Annotated in this window: 25 protein-coding genes; 3 read left to right on the forward strand and 22 right to left on the reverse strand. The window is 45.4% G+C overall.

All coding sequences use genetic code 11. The features are described 5' to 3' along the window. Positions 1 to 17 precede the first annotated feature (17 nt). Complete coding sequence (locus tag BK127_RS23655; protein WP_076234060.1) at positions 18 to 878, reverse strand: carbohydrate ABC transporter permease; 861 nt, start codon at positions 876 to 878, stop codon at positions 18 to 20. Between the two features lie 118 nt (positions 879 to 996). Further along, entirely contained in the window at positions 997 to 2,316 is a 1,320-nt protein-coding gene (locus BK127_RS23660; protein ID WP_076233990.1) for an ABC transporter substrate-binding protein, read from the reverse strand. A 235-nt stretch (positions 2,317 to 2,551) separates the two neighbouring features. Here BK127_RS23660 and BK127_RS23665 point away from each other — a divergent pair, with 235 nt between their 5' ends. Together BK127_RS23665 and BK127_RS23670 are read left to right on the forward strand one after the other, a co-directional pair. Continuing rightward, a complete protein-coding gene (locus BK127_RS23665; RefSeq protein WP_076233991.1) occupies positions 2,552 to 3,166 on the forward strand; it encodes a nitroreductase family protein in 615 nt (204 codons plus the stop codon). 119 nt (positions 3,167 to 3,285) lie between these two features. After that, entirely contained in the window at positions 3,286 to 3,624 is a 339-nt protein-coding gene (locus tag BK127_RS23670; protein WP_076233992.1) for a 2Fe-2S iron-sulfur cluster-binding protein, read from the forward strand. 68 nt (positions 3,625 to 3,692) lie between these two features. On the opposite strand, the gene BK127_RS23675 is transcribed toward BK127_RS23670, so the two are convergent. From BK127_RS23675 to BK127_RS23715, 9 genes are all read right to left on the reverse strand, one after another. Continuing rightward, positions 3,693 to 4,370 carry a GntR family transcriptional regulator gene (locus tag BK127_RS23675; protein WP_076233993.1) on the reverse strand — a complete coding sequence of 226 codons (678 nt, stop codon included), beginning with the start codon at positions 4,368 to 4,370 and terminating at the stop codon, positions 3,693 to 3,695. Positions 4,371 to 4,517: 147 nt separating this feature from the next. Next, positions 4,518 to 4,814: a hypothetical protein gene (locus BK127_RS23680; protein ID WP_076233994.1), complete on the reverse strand. Its 297-nt coding sequence runs from the start codon at positions 4,812 to 4,814 to the stop codon at positions 4,518 to 4,520. Positions 4,815 to 4,835: 21 nt separating this feature from the next. After that, the gene (locus tag BK127_RS23685) at positions 4,836 to 5,309 is read right to left on the reverse strand and encodes a RidA family protein (protein WP_256711416.1); all 474 of its coding nucleotides are present in this window, start codon (positions 5,307 to 5,309) and stop codon (positions 4,836 to 4,838) included. A 58-nt stretch (positions 5,310 to 5,367) separates the two neighbouring features. Then, positions 5,368 to 5,652, reverse strand: coding sequence for a 2Fe-2S iron-sulfur cluster-binding protein (locus tag BK127_RS23690; RefSeq protein WP_076233995.1), 285 nt, complete (start codon positions 5,650 to 5,652; stop codon positions 5,368 to 5,370). A gap of 86 nt (positions 5,653 to 5,738) precedes the next feature. Beyond that, the gene (locus tag BK127_RS23695; protein ID WP_076233996.1) at positions 5,739 to 6,212 is read right to left on the reverse strand and encodes a GlcG/HbpS family heme-binding protein; all 474 of its coding nucleotides are present in this window, start codon (positions 6,210 to 6,212) and stop codon (positions 5,739 to 5,741) included. Between the two features lie 43 nt (positions 6,213 to 6,255). Then, on the reverse strand, positions 6,256 to 7,734 hold the full coding sequence (locus BK127_RS23700; RefSeq protein ID WP_076233997.1) for an aldehyde dehydrogenase family protein: 1,479 nt from the start codon (positions 7,732 to 7,734) through the stop codon (positions 6,256 to 6,258). Between the two features lie 30 nt (positions 7,735 to 7,764). Next, positions 7,765 to 8,475: an iron-containing redox enzyme family protein gene (locus tag BK127_RS23705; protein WP_076233998.1), complete on the reverse strand. Its 711-nt coding sequence runs from the start codon at positions 8,473 to 8,475 to the stop codon at positions 7,765 to 7,767. A 103-nt stretch (positions 8,476 to 8,578) separates the two neighbouring features. Beyond that, a complete protein-coding gene (locus BK127_RS23710) occupies positions 8,579 to 9,982 on the reverse strand; it encodes a hypothetical protein (protein ID WP_076233999.1) in 1,404 nt (467 codons plus the stop codon). Positions 9,983 to 9,984: 2 nt separating this feature from the next. Continuing rightward, positions 9,985 to 10,731 (reverse strand): creatininase family protein, encoded by a 747-nt coding sequence (locus BK127_RS23715; protein ID WP_256711417.1) that lies wholly within the window; start codon positions 10,729 to 10,731, stop codon positions 9,985 to 9,987. A gap of 139 nt (positions 10,732 to 10,870) precedes the next feature. Between BK127_RS23715 and yyaC the strand changes: the two genes are divergently transcribed. Beyond that, entirely contained in the window at positions 10,871 to 11,458 is a 588-nt protein-coding gene (yyaC, locus tag BK127_RS23720) for a spore protease YyaC (RefSeq protein ID WP_076234063.1), read from the forward strand. 31 nt (positions 11,459 to 11,489) lie between these two features. On the opposite strand, the gene BK127_RS23725 is transcribed toward yyaC, so the two are convergent. The 11 genes from BK127_RS23725 to BK127_RS23770 all read right to left on the reverse strand — a co-directional run bounded on the left by BK127_RS23725 (position 11,490) and on the right by BK127_RS23770 (position 21,941). Beyond that, on the reverse strand, positions 11,490 to 12,884 hold the full coding sequence (locus BK127_RS23725) for a hypothetical protein (RefSeq protein WP_372237374.1): 1,395 nt from the start codon (positions 12,882 to 12,884) through the stop codon (positions 11,490 to 11,492). Between the two features lie 561 nt (positions 12,885 to 13,445). Further along, entirely contained in the window at positions 13,446 to 14,435 is a 990-nt protein-coding gene (locus BK127_RS23730; RefSeq protein ID WP_076234001.1) for an aldo/keto reductase, read from the reverse strand. Positions 14,436 to 14,527: 92 nt separating this feature from the next. Next, entirely contained in the window at positions 14,528 to 15,361 is an 834-nt protein-coding gene (locus tag BK127_RS23735; RefSeq protein ID WP_076234002.1) for an AraC family transcriptional regulator, read from the reverse strand. Positions 15,362 to 15,559: 198 nt separating this feature from the next. Further along, the gene (locus tag BK127_RS43855; protein WP_179097583.1) at positions 15,560 to 15,772 is read right to left on the reverse strand and encodes a hypothetical protein; all 213 of its coding nucleotides are present in this window, start codon (positions 15,770 to 15,772) and stop codon (positions 15,560 to 15,562) included. Between the two features lie 59 nt (positions 15,773 to 15,831). Next, a complete protein-coding gene (locus tag BK127_RS23740; protein WP_083689524.1) occupies positions 15,832 to 16,719 on the reverse strand; it encodes an ABC transporter permease in 888 nt (295 codons plus the stop codon). After that, positions 16,700 to 17,479, reverse strand: coding sequence for an ABC transporter ATP-binding protein (locus tag BK127_RS23745; protein WP_076234003.1), 780 nt, complete (start codon positions 17,477 to 17,479; stop codon positions 16,700 to 16,702). Before BK127_RS23745 ends, BK127_RS23740 begins: the two co-directional genes overlap by 20 nt. Before the next feature lie 4 nt (positions 17,480 to 17,483). After that, entirely contained in the window at positions 17,484 to 18,557 is a 1,074-nt protein-coding gene (locus BK127_RS23750) for an ABC transporter substrate-binding protein (RefSeq protein WP_256711418.1), read from the reverse strand. Positions 18,558 to 18,585: 28 nt separating this feature from the next. Beyond that, on the reverse strand, positions 18,586 to 19,632 hold the full coding sequence (locus BK127_RS23755) for a Nif3-like dinuclear metal center hexameric protein (RefSeq protein WP_076234004.1): 1,047 nt from the start codon (positions 19,630 to 19,632) through the stop codon (positions 18,586 to 18,588). A 483-nt stretch (positions 19,633 to 20,115) separates the two neighbouring features. Then, positions 20,116 to 20,469 (reverse strand): Na-translocating system protein MpsC family protein, encoded by a 354-nt coding sequence (locus tag BK127_RS23760; RefSeq protein ID WP_076234005.1) that lies wholly within the window; start codon positions 20,467 to 20,469, stop codon positions 20,116 to 20,118. Positions 20,470 to 20,560: 91 nt separating this feature from the next. After that, complete coding sequence (locus BK127_RS23765) at positions 20,561 to 20,929, reverse strand: DUF4180 domain-containing protein (protein WP_076234006.1); 369 nt, start codon at positions 20,927 to 20,929, stop codon at positions 20,561 to 20,563. Positions 20,930 to 21,059: 130 nt separating this feature from the next. After that, entirely contained in the window at positions 21,060 to 21,941 is an 882-nt protein-coding gene (locus BK127_RS23770) for an ADP-ribosylglycohydrolase family protein (RefSeq protein ID WP_076234007.1), read from the reverse strand. Positions 21,942 to 22,073: the final 132 nt, after the last annotated feature.

Consider the following 22,073-nt stretch of genomic DNA (forward strand, 5'->3'; position numbering starts at 1 on the left):
CTTAAAAATTCACCTCCTCATTTCTCATAATGGACCCACTTTTTCGATGAGAGAAACGCAGCGGCGGTAAATATGGCAATAATTACGAGTAGAATCCAGGCTAACGCGGAAGCGTAACCCATCTGAAAGCTGATAAAGCCTTTTTGATACAGATATAACGTATAAAACAAGGTCGAATTCAACGGGCCTCCCGTACCTCCGCTGACTACATAGGCCGGCGTAAACGCCTGAAAGGACGAAATAATTTGCATGATCATATTAAAAAAAAGGATCGGTGTCAGCAAGGGCAGCGTAACCCTCAAAAATTGCGATATTTTTCCTGCACCATCGATGGATGCCGATTCATACAATTCCTTCGGTATTTGCTGCAAACCTGCCAGAAAAATGATCATCGGAGAACCGAACTGCCAGATTTTCAAGAGGATAATCGTATACAATGCATACTCGGGAGTGGCAATCCAGCTAATCCCATCCACACCAAAATAGGCAAGAAATTTGTTAACAATCCCCTCGGCTCCGAACACCTGTCTCCACAGGAGGGAAATCGCTACACTACCCCCAAATAAGGATGGTACATAATAAATGGCACGATACAGTCGTAAACCGCTTAAACCCTTATTGAGCATGATCGCAATCAGCAGGGCAAAGCCTAGTTCCAATGGCACTCCCAGCAGCACGTATTTAAACGTTACGATTAACGATTCATAGAATTGCTCATCATTCGTAAATATTTGCTGGTAATTGGCGATGCCAAGCCAATTGGGGCTGTCGAACATTTCATAATCGGTAAAGGATAAGTATAAAGATGCGATAACAGGAACGATCGTAAACGCCAGAATTCCGATAAACCATGGACTTAAAAACAAATAACCAATCATATTGTTTCTTGCCTTGCTGTTAATTCGCACATTCTCAACTCCTGTTTGAAGAGGGCCTCCATGCGAAGGAGCACTTCAGCCTTTCCATTGCTTATCTATCAATCGAGGAACTATTTACCTATTTCAATATTCGGCTGGATTCATTAAAGAAATCACTTACCGATTGCTCAATCGATTTCTTCTCGAAGGCGATGGCCTGGCTGGCTGTAGTAAACTGCTTGCCAATATCGGCATTACCTGCAGGTGGCGTGACGGGTACAGTTACGTAAGGTGTTATTTTTTGCTGATATTCGGCTACCTTCACATCTGCTGGAACACGAAGCGGTTGGATGATAGCGCTTATTCTTTTATTCTGAATAATACCTAGCTCGTCCTTGAACAGCTTGGCCCCATCCACATCATTAATCCAATAGTTAATGAAGGTTGCCGCTTCCTTCGGATGCTTGGATTTAGAAGAAATACTCAAAAATACTCCACCGATGTCCTCCCCGTTCTTCCCTTTGGGGTCGGTTGGCACTCTTACCAGATCCAGCTGATCCTTGTCCTTCATATACATTTGGAAAATTTTCATCTGATTGCCCGGTGCAATAACCGATGCCGTCACACCTTTGGCCAGCATGGAGTCCTGCTGCGGCTTGCCGTTATACTCTGCCGTCAGAGCTGCCGGAGGAATGAGTCCGTCCTTGCGTAATTTATCCCAAAATTGATGAAATGCAATCATATCCTCTTTGGCGAAACCCAATTTACCCTCAGGAGTGTAAAAATCCTTGCCTCTCTGACGAAGGAAATAGCTGAATGTGTCAGTGCTGGAGCTTTGGTCATCGATGAAGTAAAATCCAGGTTTATTCACTGCTTTTTTCAATTCAGCAGCTTTCGCGGCAAACTCGTCCCAAGTCACATCAAACTTCGGTGGTTCCACATTCATCCGTTTGAATAAGTCCGCGTTATAGAAAAAGCCCTTGGACGAATTCCCTATCGACACCATGATGGTTTTACCGTTAACCTTGCCTACATCTATAATCTTCTGATCAAAATCGGACATATCGATGGCTTTCGATGTGATCATGTCGTCAAGTGGCAGCAGTTGATTGCGATTGGCGTAATCCATATATCTCGTCAAATGCATGCTCATCACGTCAGGTGCATTACCGCCTGCTGATTGCGTTGCCAGCTTGTCAAAGACGGGCCCCATCTCCCCAAACTCCTGTTCTATCTTGATATTTGGATGCTTTTTCTCAAAATCTTCAATCATGGTCGTGTACAGCTTACTGCGGGCTTCACCGCCAAACCAACTGAAACGGATCGTAACCTTCTCTTGGGCTGCTGAACCCGTTCCGTTGTCAGCTCCTTTGGGCCCACTCCCGGTGCTGCTACATGCACTTATAGATAAAGCCAATATCGCACTGACCCCGATTGTTATGCCTTTTTTAAATAACATGTGAAACCTCCCAATCCTGATATGTGTGATTTGCACGTATTCTGTCGACTGGAATTTGTGCTTGATCCTAATATAATGGGGTTTATAGGCTTTGTGAATGGAGCGAATACTTCTTCTCTTGTACATTTGTAAACTAAAGAAGTAAATCAATAAGGCATCGTTTGAGCATTGCGGACTTTTTGTAAGTATGATATATTTAATAAGCTAATTCCGACGAAAAAGGTGGTAATTATTCATGAGTGATCAGCGTACTGTATTCGAACAAGCAACAGAGGAAGTTCAAGCACACCGCAAGCCCGAATATCCCGTCACACCTTTATTTCTAAATCGCTGGTCTCCACGTGCATACTCAGATCAACCCGTTTCTGAACAAGATTTAAATACCGTATTGGAAGCAGCTCATTGGGCACCTTCTTCTTTCAATGACCAGCCTTGGCGTTTCTTTGTTGCCAAAACTGATGAGCAGCTCGCTGTGTTCCATGACTTTCTAGTTGAGTTCAATCGTTCATGGGCATCCAAAGCCCCTGTTCTTATCCTGGTAGCATCCGATACAAAAAGAGGGAATGGCGATCCTAACGGCGCTCACGCCTTCGATAGCGGTGCAGCCTGGGGCTCACTCGCTTTGCAAGCCAAGCTGCTTGGATTAGTCACTCATGCTATCGGCGGCTTCGTTAGAGATCAAGCACGCACGGCATTGAATATTCCAGACACATGGGAGCTTCATGCTGTTGTCGCACTTGGCTATCAAGGTGATAAGCTTACACTTGCTGAAGGTTTGCGGGAGCGCGAATTGCCAAATACACGTCGTCCTCTGAACGAAGTTGTTATAGAAGGAAAGCTCAACGTTTAATATATCTAATTCAACAAAAAGGAGACCACGCTGTCTCCTTTTTCTTTTTGCACATTTGGTATACCATAAACCAAAATTGTGTGATAAAATATAATCATACTTAGAAGGAGGGATACCTTATGCCATCTATTCATTTCCTAACATCAGGTAAAACCATTGAAGTACAACCGGATGCCAATTTGTTAAGAACCTCCATTCGATACGAGGGCTCAGTCCCCTTTAAATGCGGTGGCGGCTTATGCGGAACCTGTCGTGTGCGAATTGTAGATGGACAGGAGAATCTCAGTAAAGTCATGAAAAAAGAGCTCGATCGTTTAGGTAATGAATCTATTGATCAAGGATACCGCCTCGCTTGCCAAACATTTATCGCGGGGGATGTTACAATAGCCTGGGATGAAGCAGATCTCGAACGCAGAAACAAAATAGCACAAAGACGAATCGCCAACTCCGCTCAATAAAAAAACCAAACAAACCTAAGAGCAGCAAGGTCATTTGGACCCTGCTGCTCTTGTTTGTCTTACTATATTTACTCTCTTTCCAGTGCTTCCATATACGCTTTTTTGGAATTTTCCAGATGGATTTTGGTCAAGCTTTCGGCAAGCTCTCCCTCACCGTTATACACGGCCTTAGCTAAATCCCTATGCTCATCCATAGCTTTACGCAGCCGACCTGGAAGCTCATAGCCCAAATGGACAAAGGCCCGGATGTAATCGGACAGCCCATCGAGCATTTGCGTTAATCTCGGACTTTGCGCTGCACGGCAGATGACATCATTGATTTTAAAATGGAACTTCCAATCCACTTGGTCAAAATTCGATTTCGTCAGCGCTTGATCAATCTCTTCGATAATAACTCTCAATTCTTCACGGTGGGAAGGCTCCGCCTTTTGCGCCGCCATCTTCATGGCCAGGCTTTCCAGCGCCGCCAATATCGTAAAAATTTCAATAATTTCTTCCGGGGAAAGCTTGGACACGACGACCCCCTTACGCGGCAGCGTTTTGACAAAGCCCTGTGATTCGAGTCTGAATAATGCTTCACGAATCGGCGTACGGCTTACATTCAATTGATCCGCTAGCTCACGTTCAATAATGCGTTCCCCTGATTTATATATGCCCTGTACTATGGCTTGTTTGACATATTGGTAAACCTTATCCCGTATGGGGCTTAACTCTTCATCTTTCCATATGACTGGCGTATCTGGCATCTGGTATACCTCCATGTGGTTATTTCCTTAAGTTTAATCGATATACGGTTATAATTCCAACATTCAATTCACATCGCAAAAAAAAGCAACAAAGGGCAGGCTTATCATCGCCTGCACACCTTCATTGCTTTTACCGTTTCGTTATGCTTATACCTTGAGAATTTTACTTTCCTCATCCTGATCCAGCTCATAAATTTCCTTTTCGATCTCGGCGGTCGTTTCGAACTTAGGAAATACCTTTAGCGGAATGCTGTTGTCGGCAAAAATCTCGGACACACCTTGAATGACAATTCTCGCATCCTGACTTTTGATACGGCATATCGAGAAGGTTGTCTTCTTTTTTCCAAAAAAATAGTATTCGTAGTCGGCGACCTTCTCCAGATTCGGATTGTCGGTTACCGTACGGTAACGTTCTGTGGTGGACACCAAAATAAATTCACTCATTGTCATTACCTCCACTTATCATCATTCATAACGAACAATCAGTTCCACTTCAGCAGCAGCACCACCTGGTAACGAGGCAACCCCTATTGCCGAGCGTGCATGAACGCCTGCACTGCCGAACACCTCGACCAATAAGTCAGATGCGCCATTCAACACGTAAGGAAGCTCGTGGAAATCTGAACCTACATTCAGGAAGCCTTCCAGCTTCACAATATTGACGATTCGGTCCAAATCTCCGAGTGCCGAACGCAGCGTGCCCAGTTGGTTAATGATACATTGACGGGCTGCCTGATAGCCTTCTTCCTTCGTTAAATCCTGACCGATTTTACCTTTATATTTCAGCACGCCATTTACTTTGGGTGTGACACCACTCAAGTAGATCAACGGAGACACCATCGTATACGGTACATAATTGCCACTTGGCTTGGGAGCGGCTTCCAATTCAATGTTCAATTCAACCAGCTTCGCTTCGATTCGTCCGTTAGGCTGCAGCAAGCACTAAACCTCCTCAGGCTGTTGTTAATGTTGCAACGCAAGCCAGCTTATAATGAGCTCATTCCTGAGTAATTTCCACATCTTCGTGAATATACAACTGACAGCAAAGGCGAAAACCTTCCTCCAGCTTGCCGTTCAGCATTTTCTTTTCCTTCCAGTTCGGTTCAGGAAGTCCCTCTCCCCCAGCTAAAACCTTGACCGTGCATTTGGTGCACTTCCCCATTCCACAGCCATATTTCAGATAAGGAAATTTTTTGATTCCGGCTAAAACAACCAGATTGCTGTTAGCACTGACTTCCTGTTGATACACTTGATCGTTGTGATGTAATTTCACAATGGGCATAGAAGCACCTCCATCTGCAGCTGAATCCAGGCCAAAGCTGTTGTCACTTCTTGCCAGCTCAAGGGCGCTTCTGGCCTCACTGCCGTTTATTTCTTGATATCTGCTACCGTAATCACTTCATATTCGTTGCCCAAATAGCTCTGCAGCGCCTTCAGTGCCGCCACACCCACAGCCGTATCCTGCTCTCCATTGCCGCCACTAATACCCACGCCGCCCACAACCTCGCCATTCACTACAATCGGGAAACCCCCGACAAAAATAGCGAATTTGCCAGGAAGCATCGCATGAATGCCGAATGCCTCCCCTGTAGTCGTTGCCGGTCCACCAGGTTGATTAAATAAATGGGTTGAACGCTTATGTCCACTTGCGGTAAAAGCTTTGGCAATTGCGATTTCCGGACCGGTAATTCGGCCGCCGTTCATCCGCTCCAACGCAATGACGTACCCGCCATCGTCAACAATACAGATCGTTTCCAGAGCTTTAGCATCGACTGCAGCCTGCTTCGCCGCTTCCATCATCACTTTCGCTTCTTCGAGTTCCAGCTTCAACACGGATTTCATCCGATTCCTCCATACACGTCTGACTTTGAATGCGTTCTACGTTTTACTCGATACTATGAGTGCCATTATAGATCGTTTTTTCCTGCAGGTAGAAATCGACCGCGGAACGTCCTGCCTCCCGGTAGGTGGCCGTACTGGACATTTTCATCCCACCAAATGGCGCGTTATAGGCTACGCCTGTTGTCGGTCGGTTAATCTTCACAACGCCAGCCTCGATATGCTGAGTAAAGTATTGAGCACGGTTCGGATCGGTTGTGCAGATTGCCGCAGATAACCCAAATTCGATGTCATTGGCAATCTCAATGGCTTCTTTGAAGCTTTGTACACGAATAACCGAAATAACGGGTCCGAATATTTCCTCCTGAGCAATTCTCATCTTCGGTGTCACACTAGTGAAAATCGCCGGTTTTACAAAATAGCCGTTTGCGTATTCGCCATCGCTCAGATGCTCACCTCCATACACCAGCTCGGCTCCTTCTGACTTACCGATATTTACGTAATCCAATACATTGTCCAATTGACTTTTATTGGCCAGAGGTCCGATTTCAATCCCTTTGTTCATTCCATTTCCTATGGTCAGCGATGCCGTCTTGGCAATCAATTTGTCTACAAACAGCTCATGCACAACATCCATCACAATGACCCTGCTGGTTCCCGTACAAGCTTGACCCGTCAATTCGAAGCCGCCTTTGATAGCCAATTCAACCGCTTGATCAAGGTCAGCATCCTCAAGAACGACCAGCGGGTTTTTCCCACCCAGCTCCAGCTGTACACGCGTCGATAAACGAACCGATTGATTGATTTTCTCTCCGGCACCCGTGGAGCCTGTAAAGGTTACCGCTTTGACTGCTGGATGTGTAACCAATGGTTTCCCCGTTTGCGAAGCCGAACCGGTTATGAAATTAAGTACGCCTGCCGGTAAGCCTGCATCATGAAGCACCTCAACGAGACGAAAAGCAATGAGCGGCGTATCGGAGGCTGGTTTGAACACTACGGTGTTGCCAGTTACCAGGGCCGGGGCGATCTTGCGTACGGGAATCGAAATGGGAAAGTTCCACGGGGTAATCACAGTGACAACACCCAAAGGTTCTTTTCTTGTATACACAAAAGTTGTTGGATCATCTGAAGGCAGCGTACTTCCGGCTACATTCAAGCCCTCTGAAGCGTAATAGCGCAAGGTCTGGGCGGAGCGTTTCACTTCCATCCGACTGCTGGCCAACGTCTTGCCTTCCTCACGAGTCAGCTCCTCCGCGTACAGCTCCAGATTCTTTTCCAGCAAATCCGCTGCTTGATACAAAATTTCCGCCCGTTTGCTTGGAGCCGTGTAACGCCAGGTCTGGAAAGCGCGTGCTGCAGCTTCCATCGCTTGCTGTACATCCTCCTCACCAGAGGCTTGAAACCGTCCAACAATATCTGTGACCTGAGCCGGATTCGTACTGATGAAGGTGTCCCCGCTTATCGAGTCCACCCATTGTCCATCAATTAAGTTTTTGAAGGTTTGTACTGCCGTTTCAATCGCCATAACAATCTCCTTCCTTGCTTATATTCATACTTATCCTAATCCGAATTCACGGGATATCGCTGCAATATACATTCTGCGCATCTTCGTTGCTTCTTCCACTATGGCGATGCAGCGCTGTTGATCTTCCGGTGTTTTGGCATATTCCAACACAATTTGATAACCGCGTTCGCCGTGAATTTCATCAGACACGATATGCAGATCGAAGAATTCCACTTCTTCATCAGTAAATCCGTACTCTTCACGAAGCGTCGGTGTTTGTCGGCGGTAAATGGCAGGCACCTGAGATTCCAGGCCGACAACCAATGCCGCAGTAGCGAATAAAAAGTTTTCCTTGAAAGCCATCCGATAGCACCAGGATTGCAGGCCGATCGTTTCTGGAAGCAAGTGCTCCATCGACTCCACACGTTCCCTTGTTGTACCGCACGCTTCACCAAAGCGGATCAGCAAATCAGTATGACGATCGCCGCCCAACTCCTCTTCCCACATGTTTTGCAGTAAAAAATCTCTCGCATCCTGATGCGGGCAGTTAGCAAATATATAAGCCAGGTATTCAGCAAATGGACCAACGTATGCGTAATGCTGTTCAACCCATCTGGCAAAATGTTCTTTCTTCAACTCACCATTCGCCCACATGATTGTAAAAGGAGCCTTAGCAACAGCGTTACCTTCAATTGCTTGTTCCAAAGCAGTGCGGAACTCCTCTTTGTTCATTAAGCGGGACTTCGTTGCGGTTTGTGTCATGGGTAATTCTCCTCTCAAATTGTAAGATGGTAGTTTTTCTATTTTTGGTATATTGTATACCAAATTTGTTATAGGTTTATTATTGACTGTATGGGCTTATCTGTCAACCCATATTTTTCAGCACCATCAGCAGCACCATTGCCAGTAGTATATAAGCCGTTGTAAACGGCACATTCCAATTCGATATTTGGTACGGACTCTCACTTGTCAGACTGGACATCATCCCCGCGGTTGCATTATAGGGACCCATGAGAAAGGCAGTCGCCGCCCCGGTCAACATTGCGATAGCGGTTAGCTCGACAGAAATCCCCAAGGACTGCGGATTCAGCGACTCCGCCGTTAAGGCCAAGCCTACAGCAGGATGCAAGCCGATAAAGGCGAGAACAAGCGGAATCAAGGGAATACACAATAGAAACATATCGGCTCCTATGAAATCTTTTATTGCTATAATCGATAGGTTAATCCCATGTCCTGCACCCGTAGCTTGAATAGAAGCAATCAGGAAACCAGCACTCAAAAAGACAAAAAACTGTTCCCTCATCTTCAGCAAATGTTCGGACAGCATCGCTTTACCTTCTACTATAAAAGCTCTTCCTTTACCCAGCAGCAAAGACCATAGAAAGGCAAAAGGAATCACTAACATAGACACCAGAAGTAGAAAGCTGAACGACGTAAAGGTTTCCAGCACAAAAAGCAGACCATTAAATACGATAATCGCAACAATAATGTGCATGGGATGATTCTTCTTGTTCCGCTCCAGCTGCTGCAAGCCAGACTCGACCGCACTTTCACGGACAGCAGAGGTTTCGTCCAGAGCCAGTTGACCAATCAGTCTGGCCCGGCGGTTAGCAACCCGTTGTCCCATAAACCAATCCAGGACAAGGCCAAGTAAGCTGAACGGGATCATGATCGGCAAAATCGAGCTCCAACGAACGCCCGTCATTTCCACGATTACCCCGACAATCGGCGCCACCGGCGTCCACACAATCGGCATACTGTAGCCATGTGTGATTGCTCTGCTAATAAATCTTTCTTTCTTCTCGATCGGATACAAACCAAGAGCAGGACGAATCGTATGGTATACCATGGGCAAGGTGGCCACATTCATAAAGGAGCTTAATATATAAGACATAAGCGATGTAATCGCGTAAAGCACCCCGGAATGCTTGATTTTGCTTTGAATTATATGCTGCACCCGAAATGCATATTGCCCTAATTCAATCGGAAGAGCAATTAACGGGATGAGGGCGAACAAGCTTAATATATTAAGCATATTGCCAAAGCCAAGGATATAGCTGCTCCAAGGCGCCCTATGCACCCATAACAAACTCATTCCCGTCACCAGAAATACAATGCCTAATCCTTGGACAAACCGCTTGACAGAGCCAAACACCATAAGTACTATACATAAGCTTACTATAGAGATGGTCCATTTCAGGAGGTCGCTCGGATATACAACCGAGACCAGATAAGCAGCGATAGCTCCAATGAAAATAGCTTGTTTCATATTTACAGCATGTCTTGAACAGCCTTGGTTAAGCGTTCCAGAGCCGTCTCGACAATTTCCTCTCCGATCTCCCGGGTGGCTTTGGTCGCATCACCAAGGCATCCGTTGCGCGTCATTTCCTCATAATAGTAAAAGCCTTGCAGCACCTGGCCAGGACGCAGCTTTTTCCATTTGCCCTCCGTCAAATCGCCTTTTTCCAGCTTATCCGGCCGTACCAGCTGCGGAGCCAAATACATGGCCTCAGAAACCTCGCGGTCACAGCTATGCCCATACAGCTTGGACTCCAGCCTTCTATCCATCACATCTTTGGCTGATGCCGTCGTTTTGGCATAATAAATCTGAGTATCGAGCTCCCTTGTAAGCATCTCAACGGCTACCCCTAACGTAGCCTGATTACCTCCATGAGCATTTAAAATAAGAAACTTCTGAATGCCGTGGTGCTGTAACGATTTGATCATATCTCTCAGAATGGCAATTAATGTAGTCGGCTCCAGAGAGATCGTACCGGGAAAATGCATATGGTGCGGCGATATTCCCATATTAATAGTAGGTGTCAGAATAGCTTCCGGATATAACCGCTCGGTTAATCGTTTACCCATTTCTTCAGCAAGAACGGCATCGCAGCTTTCAATCATATGCGGCCCGTGCTGCTCATGAGCTCCGAGCGGTATAATTGCTACTTTCACTGTTGTAAGAGCCTGCTCAACCTCCGGCCATGTCATCTGAGTTAAACAGTAAGAAGTTGCCACTGCTTTAACCTCCTCTCAATATATGATATATTGTTCATTGTATACCAAAAATAACAAACACTCACACGTATTTTTGTTATTTATAGTGAATTGGTTTATGATTTATAGAGATCATTTACAAGGAAGCGGGTGCGTGCACATGCTGCATCATATCCACTATCTGGATAAGAAATCAGCAGCCTTTTTATCCGAGGCATTGATCAAGCATTTTTCCAAAAAAACCGACTATACGGAAATCGTCGTCGTCTGCATCGGAACAAACCGTTACTCCTGGGACTCCTTAGGCCCCGTTGTCGGGAGCCGATTGTTCGAACGACTCGAAGGCAATCGTCATGTCCATATTTACGGTACACTGGATAAGCCGGTTCATGCGCTGAATTTACAGAGAACCTTATCCTATATCGCAAACAGGCACAGCCAGGCTTACATCATCGCCGTTGACGCATGTCTGGGCCAATTTTACAAAATCGGCACGCTTCAATTGGTAGAAGAACCGCTTCAGCCCGGAGCCGGACTTGGCAAACAGCTGCATGCCATCGGACATATCCATATTAAAGGCATCATTAATAATCATGGCCCTCTCAATCATAAGGTTATGGAGCATACAAGCTTAACCTTTGTTAATGAAATGGCCGCCGTCATCAGCCGGATCTTGGTCAAGGCCAGTCAGGAAATCATTCCTCATCTGTTATCCGTCAATCCCAAGGACAATCAGGCTTCAAGCTAAGCCTTAACTGGAAGATCCCAACCGCTGCTTATCACCAAACCAGAATAGCTATGATCGTTGATACGGAGAGTCCAATAATGACAGGCAGGAAATTTTTACGGGCCAGATCAATCGCTGAAACACCTGCAAAGCCCGCAACCGCAACGAGTGATGACCAAGCAATTAACGTTCCTCCGCCTGACCATACGGAGCCCATCTGTCCGATTGCAGCCAAAACCGAAGGATCCATACCCACCGTCGGTGCTAGTGCACCAGATAATGATCCAGTTAGCGGTAAACCGGAAAATCCCGATCCTTCCAGTCCGGCAATGATCCCAATCACCAGAATACCAAATGCAGTTATGAAGCTATTAGAAGGAATTGCATATTGAATGGACATGACCAGATCATAGAGAAAAGCGGGTGCCGCCACACCTTCGCCCAGCGACAGGATGCTTTTGGAGAAATCGGCGTTTCCAAGAAAGAAAAATCCCGCAATCGGAATAACAGGCCCCATCGCTTTAAAAGCAAACACAAAGCCTTCGATCAGATGCTCACTAATATTATCCAAAGCCTTGAATTTAGAAAACACCGTACAGGAAAGAATGAGCAGGATGACCGCCACACCGCCAATAAAAGCAGCCCCATCTCCTCCCTCGAAGCCTCCCATGCTTGTGCCCCCGAATTTACTTGCTGCCATGACCACGATCACGCCGAGCATCGACAACGGAACCAATATGGAAAAAAACTTCGACCACCGATGGACGGTAGGATCAACCGTTTCGATAGCTGCTGCAGCTTCCAAATATTCATTGCTCATCTGAGTTTTAACCGCAGCTGCCTGTTTATCCTGAAGCTCGGTCGTAACAGGCTTACGAATCGCTTTACGATTTAGCAAATAAGCTCCACCCAGTGACACAGCACCGGTTATCAACGATAATATCATCGCTTTATCGGCAACCAGAGCAGTAGGTAAACCCGCCCCCTTGGCGCTCAGCATCGGTGCGACCTGCATAACATAGTCCGAAGATAATGCCATCCCTTGTCCAGCAAGAGCAATCGCCATCGCCGCTCCCATTGCCGGAAGTCCAACACGAATCGCCGCAGGGATCAAAAGCGCTCCGATTAGCGGAACTGCAGGGGTAGGCCAAAAGAATAGCGAGATTACATAGGTGACTAATGCCAGTACGAAAAATGCAATGTGACCGTTCACCATCAGCTTTTGGATCGGCTGTACCATTCGCCTGTCCGCACCGATATCGCGAAGTGATGCCAATAGAGCAACCATAAAAGTGATAATCAGAAAAATTGTGAAAAGTTCCTTGGCTGCCGTCAAATTGGCATTGTATACCGCTTGAAATCCGCTGACTATACTCCCCTTGTAGATCCATCCAATAAGGAAGGTTCCAACCAACGTCGGAATGATTACACCTCGTCGAAATAACATTACCAATATTACTCCTACTGTCACTAAAGCATACATCAAATGCGAGATTGTAATCATTGACATCCCTCGTTTCAGCGATTATTTGCCTTTCAAACGAATTGTATCACAGATTATTAGATCTTAATAGAGTTTTATGGCATTTGGTATACAATTATTTTCCGATTTATTAGATTTTACGGATTTTCGATGGTTTAATGGGGATGTATATGTTATGTTTCATAACTTAAACAAGACATATTTAACAAGATACCTTCAGTTATCCATCTCCCCCCCTTGCTTTCACCCCTTCTTTACGATTTTTAAAGTCCATTCTACATTTACAAACAATTTGAAAGCGTATCCATTAGTATATTAACATACTTCCAAGTAAATTATAAGGTTTATTGTATATGGTATACAAAATTTTTTTTAATTCAGTATATCCGCAAAAATCATTGGAACAACACCAGGTAAATATCATGAAGTATATGCCGTTAACTCCAAGTTACCTTTATATGGCTACAACAAAAAACGAAACGTCACCTTCAGGGCAGCCGTTTCGTTTTGTAATTATCTTGATATTTATTTCAAAATAGCGTCGATGCGTGACAGCTCATCCTCTGTGAAATCAAGCACACGCAACGCATCAACAGCATCTTCGATCTGGCTTACTTTACTTGCCCCGATCAAAGCAGAAGTTACCCGGCCTCCGCGCAGCACCCAAGCCAATGCCATCTGGGAAAGCTTTTGCCCACGATTTGTGGCCAGCAAGGTTAACTCTTTTACTTTTAATACCCGCTCTTCATTAATATCCTCCGGCTTCAAGAACACACTTGGTCCTGCAGCGCGTGAATCAGGCGAGATCCCGTTGATGTAGCGATCTGTTAGAATACCTTTTTCTAATGGTGAGTAGGCAATGCTGCCAATGCCTTCCTCTTCCAGCACTTCCTGCAATCCGTTCTCTATAGATCTGGACATCATGGAATATTTAGGCTGATGAATTAGACATGGCGTACCCAATCTCTTCAATATGCGTGATGCCTCACGCGCTTCCTTGGCCTGGTAATTGGAGATTCCCACATACAGCGCTTTTCCTTGTCTCACAATGAGATCAAGCGCCGCCATCGTTTCCTCCAGCGGTGTATTGGGATCCGGACGATGGTGGTAATAAATATCCACATAATCCAGCTGCATCCGTTTTAAGCTTTGATCCAGACTGGCGACCAAGCTCTTCTTGGAGCCCCATTCGCCGTACGGTCCTGGCCACATGTAATAACCAGCCTTAGTCGAAATGACCAGCTCATCGCGGTAAGCTGCCAAGTCATCCTTTAACAATTTACCGAAGGTTTCCTCTGCCGATCCCGCAGGCGGGCCATAATTGTTGGCCAAGTCCAAATGGGTAATTCCTAAATCGAACGCCCTTCTAACCAAGGTTCTTCCATTCTCTAAGGAATCAATACCTCCAAAATTATGCCAAAGCCCCAATGAAATAGCCGGAAGCTTTAACCCGCTGTTACCGCAATACCTATATGTCATCTTGTCGTATCTTTGTGAATCTGCCAAATACCCCATAATATGTACCTCCTCTAAGAAATTAATAACATTGTAACGAACAACTACCACAAATCCAATGTCATCAAGGATGAACTTTATGGAATAATGTCTTAATCAATGAGAAGAAGCCGATAATGCTTTGGTGAAACACCCTTCATTTTTTTGAACATTTTTGAAAATAAAAGCGAGTCCTTGTATCCAACAGAGCTTGCCACCTCTCCTATGGAGTAGCTGCTTCTCTCGAGCAATTCAGCAGCTTTGTCAATCCGGTACCGGAGAAGGTACTGCTGCGGCGGAATGCCTACCGACTCTTTGAATAAGACGGATATATATTTTCTGTCCAATCCCAGAAAGGAAGCTAACTGGCTTACTGTAATATTTTCGTTATAATGGGCATGGAGAAACTCTATACTCTGAAGGACGTATTCATCCTGCTTTTTCGGATTCGTTTGTGCTGTAGGATAAGCTGGAACCACACTCACCAGGACTGATAAAAACTCGTACATCAAAGCTTTTATTGCTAAATCCCGGGTTACCTCCTGAGAGGAGGCTTCCGTTAGTTGATCGGATAACCCGGGCATAACTTTCCAATCCATCGGAATAATAGGCTGCTCCGGAGACAGTCGGGTACGAGACAGGATCGATTCCACTTGCGCTCCATGAAAAGCTACCCAAGAGTATGTCCAGGGATCTAAGCGATCCGCTTCATAAAAGGTGATGATTTGCGGGTATATCAGAAAGGCTTGGCCCGAAGATAATGAGTACGTTTGATCTCCAACCTGAAGCCTACCTTTTCCTTTGTGAATAAAATGAATCTTATATACATCTCGGATCCCTGGTCCTGCGGAATGCCCGGGAGCGCAATCTTCCTTCCCCCAATAGAGGAGGTGCAGGTCCGGGTCATCCCGAAACAATCGTTCCTGATTGTACTTAAATGTAACCACGTCTTATCCTGCTTCCCTTGTGAAATGAATGACCAGCCCTTGCGCTCTATAAAAAAGAGAAGCCTGATTTCTCAAGCTTTCCAAGTTGATGATTTGATATTATCAGAAACCGGGCATCATTGTAACGTAATATCTTTGTATGATGCTGAAGTTGATTCATCAATATCACTTTGGGCGGCGCATCCTCTTACAATAATATCATGTGGAATGTGGCGGTGCATAACGAAGCCGGAAACCTACAGGGTCGTAATAAAAGCCGCTTTCCTCATAAATACGAGGAACAGCGGCCTTTATTTTTTTAACCTTTAGAAGACCGGTGAATACAGAGCGGAGCGGCCAAATGATCCTGGAGAAGCGTGAGCGCTCGCCTTTGAAATCGTGAATAAACCGCTTATTCTCATCCAATTTCACGATTTCAACAGCGATCGTAAGGATATTTGGCCGCGCAGCGAGACTTATTCACCGGACTTCTAACCCTCCATATGGTATTTTTTCATCGCAAAACGTCCAACGACATTGACCAACCCATACAGCACCACCGATAACGCAGCCAGCATCGCAATACTGACCATAACCATATTCATCTGAAACACTTGACCGCCATATATGATCATATAACCCAAACCCGCCTTGGACGATAAAAACTCTCCCATGATCACACCGACCAGCGTTAAGCCTACATTCACCTTTAACGTTGCGATTACATTCGGTATACTCGCGGGCAGCAGCACCATACGCAGCATTTGCCAATGGGTAGCACCAAACGATTCCATCAGCTTGAGCTTTGTTTTGCTAATTTCCTTAAAGCCGCTCTCGATCATAATAATCGTCACTATAATCGAGATTGCGATGGCCATGCCGTAAACCGAATAACGATCACCCAACCATATATAAAATATAGGTCCGAGCGCGACCTTGGGCAGTGCATTCAACACGACAATGTACGGCTCCAGCACCTTGGAGGCAAAAGTCGACCACCAGAAAACAATTGCTATTCCGATCCCCAATACCATCGAAACCACAATGCCAATCAAGGTCTCCAGGCTGGTCGTCCACGTATGCTTGAATAAATTCCCTTTAACCGCAAGCTCTTGAAAAGAGGTAATTAACTGCGACGGCCTGCTGGTCAGCATCGAGTCCACCCATTTCCACTGGGCAGCCAGCTCCCATAGGACGATAAATGCGGCAAATACTAGCAGTTGTGCTAAGCGAATCATCCACAGCCTACGCTTTTGTGTTTTCAAATATTGTTGGTATTGCGGCGATCTCACCTTATCCTTCACATTAACCAAAGCTGGAACTTGCTCTATCCTTGCTTCCGTAACGACGGAGGACTTACTAGCCGGTAGCGACGACATGACCTTCCAACTCCTTCCATATGACATTAAAGTATTCCTTATAGCGGACTGCTTCCCGCTTTTTCCATGGCGTGACATCTGTTCCTTCACCCAGCTGTATCGAGTAGACGGTGGAAATTGTACTCGGCCTTTTGGACATGACCATAACCCGGTCTGCCATACTGATAGCTTCCGATATATCATGGGTAACCAGAATCGCCGTCTTACCTTGATCCTTAATGATTCCATAAATTTCATCGGCCAGCGTCAGACGGGTCTGATAATCAAGCGCGGAGAACGGCTCATCCAGCAGCAAAATATCCGGCTCGGTCACCAATGTACGAATTAACGCCACCCGTTGGCGCATACCGCCTGAGAGCTGTGAGGGACTGTGATGGGCAAAACCACCCAAGCCATAGCGCTCCATCAAATCAAGTGCCTTATGCTCAGCCTTCTTTAAATCCATCTTGCGAATTTCGGCTCCTACCAGCAGGTTGCTCAATATATTGCGCCATTCGAACAAATGGTCATGCTGCAACATATACCCGACCTTCGGGGAGGTGCCCGACACCTCCTGCCCGTCAATAAGCACCCTGCCGCTTGTTGGCTTCACCATACCGGAAACCAGGGAGAGCAGTGTGCTTTTCCCACAGCCGCTCGGTCCCACAATAGAGATAAATTCCCCCTGCTCAATGGAAACATTAACGCTTCTCAAAGCCTCTGTTTCCTGCTTGATCGTGAAATAACTTAAGCCAATATCGTTTAATTCAATTTGTGCCATAGGCTTATTTCCCTGCCTTTCCGATATTTTTCACAAAGCTCATATCCACGACGACTCCCATATCGGTTAATTTTTGCTCCGGCTTCAGTACATCGTTCTCGATCAGCATTTTTTGCAAAGTTTCAAATTGCTCTGCAGTCAATTCAGGAACAGCCGACCAGGTATCCTGCTTCTTGTATCGGTCGATCGATTGAATGATAATATCCTTCGGTGTTCCTTCGAAAAAAGGCATCAAGGCTTCGGCAATTTCATCAGGTGAAGCTGTGTTCAACCACTTGGTTCCTTTGGCAACAGCATTAACGAATTTCTGAATCGTCTCTGGATTCTTCTTAATATAATCCGATGTTGCGACGTAAGAGGTTTCCGGGAATGGACCAAACGCTTGTCCTACAGCTGCTGCATAGAACGCTTTGCCTTCCTTTTCCAAAGTAGAGGCGATGGGCTCAAACACCTGAATAAAGTCACCTTTACCGCTTGTAAAAGCGCCCGCCATTGCCGGGGAAGCGATATTCGTGATCACCTCGGCCTTCACCTTTTCCTGCTGCAGCTTGGAGTTCAATACCATTTGCGGAGCACTGCCCGGACGCCATCCGACTACGGATTTCCCCTCCAGATCGCTCCATTTAAAGCCATTCAGCTTGGTCCGGGACAGCAGGAAGGAACCGTCCTTGATCGTCAGTTGGTGGAAAATTTTGAGTGTTTTATCCCCTTTTTGATTATAAATATAAATGGCGGTTTCCGGTCCTACCAAAGAAATATCGGCCACGCCGGCAATTAAGGCGGCTGCTCCCTTATCCGAGCCCTGCGCCGTGTTCATATCGACGTTCAGTCCCTCTTCCTTGAAAAAACCTTTTTGCATCGCGATATAATGGGGAGCATAAAAAATCGAACGGATGACCTCGGAAAATTTAACGGTTTTGATTTCCTCGCTTTTTTTGACCTCTGTTTTTACTTCCATCTTCGCTTCCGCAGCCGGTTTCGCACTCGTTTCCGTCACAGAAGCGGTTCCACAGCCCGCAGTAATCGTCAATAGCACAGTGGATAACAGCAGACAACCCAGTTTGTTCATCTTCATCATGGTTTGTTCATCCTCCCTTATATAGGTGCTAATTTATTTGAACAGCGAGTGGTTGTCCCGAAACCAAATGCGTTCCAGCCATCTCCCTGCCGTATTCAACCATTTTTTGAAAACCGACCTCTTTTAAGGGTACAGCTGTTATCCGTTCTCTTAGCAAGAAGATTTCAACTTCGGGAAGCAGCATTTCCAAAGCGTAAGCAAGCGGGAGACCATTCTCCAGAATTTCAACGGAATGTGGATTACCTACGATAAAGTTAAGTCCTTTTTCCTTGGCGTATTTCACAAAAATATGATCTTCTCGTACCCTGCTGATACTGACAATAATCGTATCGGTTTCCGGATACATATGCAGCGCAAGCTCCAAATGCTCCAAGGAAAATCCGGTATGCGGGAAAAAATGAAGAATGTGCTTTACCTTACTATCCGGGGTACCACTGAGCAGCTGCGCCGGATTAGCCAGCGTCGCTTCCTCAAGCGAGGCTTCACCACGAATCGCCCGCTCTGCCTCCAACAGATCGAGATCGATATCACGTCCCATCAAGCCGTCAATTCTGGCTAAGATATCACCTGTGGTTTTCACTTCCTCCAGCGCAATGCCCTTGTGAAGCACATTGCCTGGAATGCCGCCAAAGCAAATGTCTGTTTTCAGCTTATGGTGTCCGTGCAGCAGCGTCAGTCCGGGATGCAGTCCATGAAAAGCCTCATGCATTTCAATAAGCGCCAATCCATACAAGGGCAAATAATCCGCAAAAGGTACCCCTCCCGAGCTGGCTGCATCAGCTACTGGATGATGCACGATGATCAGATCAAGCTTCATGGCGGAAGCCAGCTCAATAACCGATTCAGTCAAAGTCATCCCGACTCCAATACGTGACACCGGCTTGTGCTTGTCTCCAAAAATCAGCCCAGGGATTTCCAGCACGCTTTTACCTGGAATATTGGAGGTTTTCATCACGACATACGGGTTGGCTCCAGCCGTGATCTCATTCCAATCCATAACCATTCTCCCCTTGGAAATGGTGTTCAGTGCTTCGACTACGTGTCTTGCTTCTGTGCGGGTTTTGGGTGCTTTCATAGACTTCTTCCTTTCTAATTTGGATCAAAACCATATACAAAAAAACCGCTATTATGAGCATACTAGGACACTAAAGTCCCGTATATGTCACAATAGCGGTTGTAAAGCTCTCCACGCGGAGTTCCTTATGACCTGCTATATGTATGATTGTTGCTTGAACATTACAATGGAATCCGATCTCTTTTGTGTAAAAGGATTCGATTCCTTAATAGGTTCAAACATCATATTCAACACTGGTTAAGCATGATTGCTGGTGAAAATATAGAATGTTCATCTCTTGTTAGGTAATGTAACACAACAAAAACAATAAATCAATCAAAAAATGATTACAACGACTAAATCAACAAATAAAAGCGATTTTATGTAACTAAACCTTACACTAACATCCAAATAGAAGCTATCATCTTTATGCAAACGTTTTCATATTTTATGATAACATACTTCATAGAAAAATATAAGCTTTTTTTGTATTTGGTATACCGTTTATTCCAAATTATTTTCAAAAACAATAACGGTTCCTGAATATTCCGTTACGGGATCATAATCCTTCAGTACCAATTTCACCTTCAAGCCCAACGTTTGCTCTAACTGCTCCTTAAGCATTTTTTTGTTAGCCTCCATGAGCAGCGTATCCACACTGGCTGTCAAACTCCGATTCGATTCGTCAAGAATTTTCAAAGCAGGAATCCGTTTGTGTGTAGCAAAAATCAACACTTTATCACCGGAGATTTCAATCTTTTGCGACTTGATGCCCGTTCCGAATATTTCCTGATTAATCGAGTTATAAATTTTAATAATTTCCTGCTTCAAGACCCCAATCGGATATTGCTTTTTCATAGAGGCACCATTCTCCTTTCTAACCTTCTTTCGTCACCTCATAGGGATCTAGCAAGAGCTTGTAACACCTATCTCCCTCCCATTCCATCTTCTACTTCAACATGCTTAACTTATCAATCGCTTGTTGCTCGGTCGCCAAGAAAAAGATATCGTTTCCGTTATTGGATTCATAGATGAAATCTCGAAAACTTTGGCTTGAATACACCGAGAAATCCCCAACAATTGCCATCTTTACGCGATAATTGACGAACTTCTGAAGAATTTCGCCTGCTAGGCGAGTTTTCAAATCGAAAAAGCTGTCGCTTAGCAGAGATTTGTTTATCACGATACGATTACTATCGGTTTCATATTGTACCGTTGCCATAAGATCCAATGCCGACTGAACATCCTCTATTAATATCTCACTACTGCTCACGACGGCTATATTTTTCCCGCCTGCTTCTATTTTCGCTATATTCATAATCACCCTCCTAATTGCTCACACTCACCATAAATAGTAACCATTATTTGTTAGTTTAACATGGGTCATACCCGATTGCATAACATGCTCATAGTCTGCTGGTAGCGAATCACGATTTAGACGAAGCCACTTAACGAGTTCTTGCTTCCCGTAAGTCAAATATTCTCCCTGCCAGCACATTCAGTTGATCCTTGATTAATATGACACTGCTGTAGTTATCAGGAATTTGTTCAAAGCCGCAGTGCACGCCAGCCAATCCTCCGGCAATAGCGCCTATCGTATCGGAATCACCACCGAGATTGGCAGCTTTTTGTACCGTGTCTGCATAGGAATTGGAATTTAACAAGATGTTCAGTACCCATCGAAAGGTGTGAACGACAAATCCGCTCGGTTCACAATTGGGCTCCGCAAACAAAATATCTTTATAGTCAGTATGTCGAATTTCCTGTTCGATGGCATCGGCAAGACTCTCATTTTGAAGCAATCTCCATACGATTCGATTATAAATCGAGCAGGCTTCGTTGCAGTGCTCATCATAGTGCGTCATTTTGGACTGCATGCGGGAATACTTATCCAGCTCGGTCAGATTATCATAGACAAGACCTACAGGCAGACAGCGCATAAGAGAGCCATTTCCGGCACTTTGTCCCATGTACTGATCAGTTAAAAAGGCGGCTTCAAACCAATTACCTTCAAAGGTCGCGAGCACATGTCGAATAATATTGCCGATATCCTTGGGATCTGTCCGGTACCAATTCATAAATTGCTCCCCAATATACGGCATCGGGTCCAATGGATTCGCCAATATACCTTCAGCCACGCAGAGCGTCATCATCGTATCATCGGTAACTTCACCTTTTTCCAGCTCCCAGACGCCGCCGCCTATAATCTCAGTTAAATATCCATACTTCGCCTTGACCTCTTTACTGGTCATAAATTCCGTCGTGCCACCCAACGCATCCCCGATTGCCACACCGTAAAGGCCACCTTTAATTCGATTGAAGACGTCCATGTTGCATTCCCCTTTCTTATGAAAGTACTAACCGTATTTTAGCACAGGTTAAACAGTGTGTTGTTAAAAGTGTGATGGACAAGCAAAAGAGGCAACATATCATGCTACCTCTTTACTAAACACCTCGGGATC

It is taken from the genome of Paenibacillus sp. FSL H7-0331, assembly GCF_001956045.1.

Bases quoted from the DNA above. Each gene is read 5' to 3' on its own strand.
- BK127_RS23700 (WP_076233997.1), bottom strand. From the start codon at position 7,734: ATGGCGATTGAAACGGCAGTACAAACCTTCAAAAACTTAATTGATGGA.
- BK127_RS23705 (WP_076233998.1), bottom strand. From the start codon at position 8,475: ATGACACAAACCGCAACGAAGTCCCGCTTAATGAACAAAGAGGAGTTC.
- BK127_RS23680 (WP_076233994.1), bottom strand. From the start codon at position 4,814: ATGAGTGAATTTATTTTGGTGTCCACCACAGAACGTTACCGTACGGTA.
- BK127_RS23660 (WP_076233990.1), bottom strand. From the start codon at position 2,316: ATGTTATTTAAAAAAGGCATAACAATCGGGGTCAGTGCGATATTGGCT.
- BK127_RS23755 (WP_076234004.1), bottom strand. From the start codon at position 19,632: ATGAAAGCACCCAAAACCCGCACAGAAGCAAGACACGTAGTCGAAGCA.
- BK127_RS23725 (WP_372237374.1), bottom strand. From the start codon at position 12,884: ATGTTATTTCGACGAGGTGTAATCATTCCGACGTTGGTTGGAACCTTC.
- BK127_RS23760 (WP_076234005.1), bottom strand. From the start codon at position 20,469: ATGAAAAAGCAATATCCGATTGGGGTCTTGAAGCAGGAAATTATTAAA.
- BK127_RS23690 (WP_076233995.1), bottom strand. From the start codon at position 5,652: ATGCCCATTGTGAAATTACATCACAACGATCAAGTGTATCAACAGGAA.
- BK127_RS23670 (WP_076233992.1), top strand. From the start codon at position 3,286: ATGCCATCTATTCATTTCCTAACATCAGGTAAAACCATTGAAGTACAA.
- BK127_RS23750 (WP_256711418.1), bottom strand. From the start codon at position 18,557: ATGATGAAGATGAACAAACTGGGTTGTCTGCTGTTATCCACTGTGCTA.
- BK127_RS23740 (WP_083689524.1), bottom strand. From the start codon at position 16,719: ATGTCGTCGCTACCGGCTAGTAAGTCCTCCGTCGTTACGGAAGCAAGG.
- BK127_RS23710 (WP_076233999.1), bottom strand. From the start codon at position 9,982: ATGAAACAAGCTATTTTCATTGGAGCTATCGCTGCTTATCTGGTCTCG.
- BK127_RS23765 (WP_076234006.1), bottom strand. From the start codon at position 20,929: ATGAATATAGCGAAAATAGAAGCAGGCGGGAAAAATATAGCCGTCGTG.
- BK127_RS23730 (WP_076234001.1), bottom strand. From the start codon at position 14,435: ATGGGGTATTTGGCAGATTCACAAAGATACGACAAGATGACATATAGG.
- BK127_RS23655 (WP_076234060.1), bottom strand. From the start codon at position 878: ATGATTGGTTATTTGTTTTTAAGTCCATGGTTTATCGGAATTCTGGCG.
- BK127_RS23695 (WP_076233996.1), bottom strand. From the start codon at position 6,212: ATGAAATCCGTGTTGAAGCTGGAACTCGAAGAAGCGAAAGTGATGATG.
- BK127_RS23675 (WP_076233993.1), bottom strand. From the start codon at position 4,370: ATGCCAGATACGCCAGTCATATGGAAAGATGAAGAGTTAAGCCCCATA.
- BK127_RS23745 (WP_076234003.1), bottom strand. From the start codon at position 17,479: ATGGCACAAATTGAATTAAACGATATTGGCTTAAGTTATTTCACGATC.
- BK127_RS23665 (WP_076233991.1), top strand. From the start codon at position 2,552: ATGAGTGATCAGCGTACTGTATTCGAACAAGCAACAGAGGAAGTTCAA.
- yyaC (WP_076234063.1), top strand. From the start codon at position 10,871: ATGCTGCATCATATCCACTATCTGGATAAGAAATCAGCAGCCTTTTTA.
- BK127_RS23770 (WP_076234007.1), bottom strand. From the start codon at position 21,941: ATGGACGTCTTCAATCGAATTAAAGGTGGCCTTTACGGTGTGGCAATC.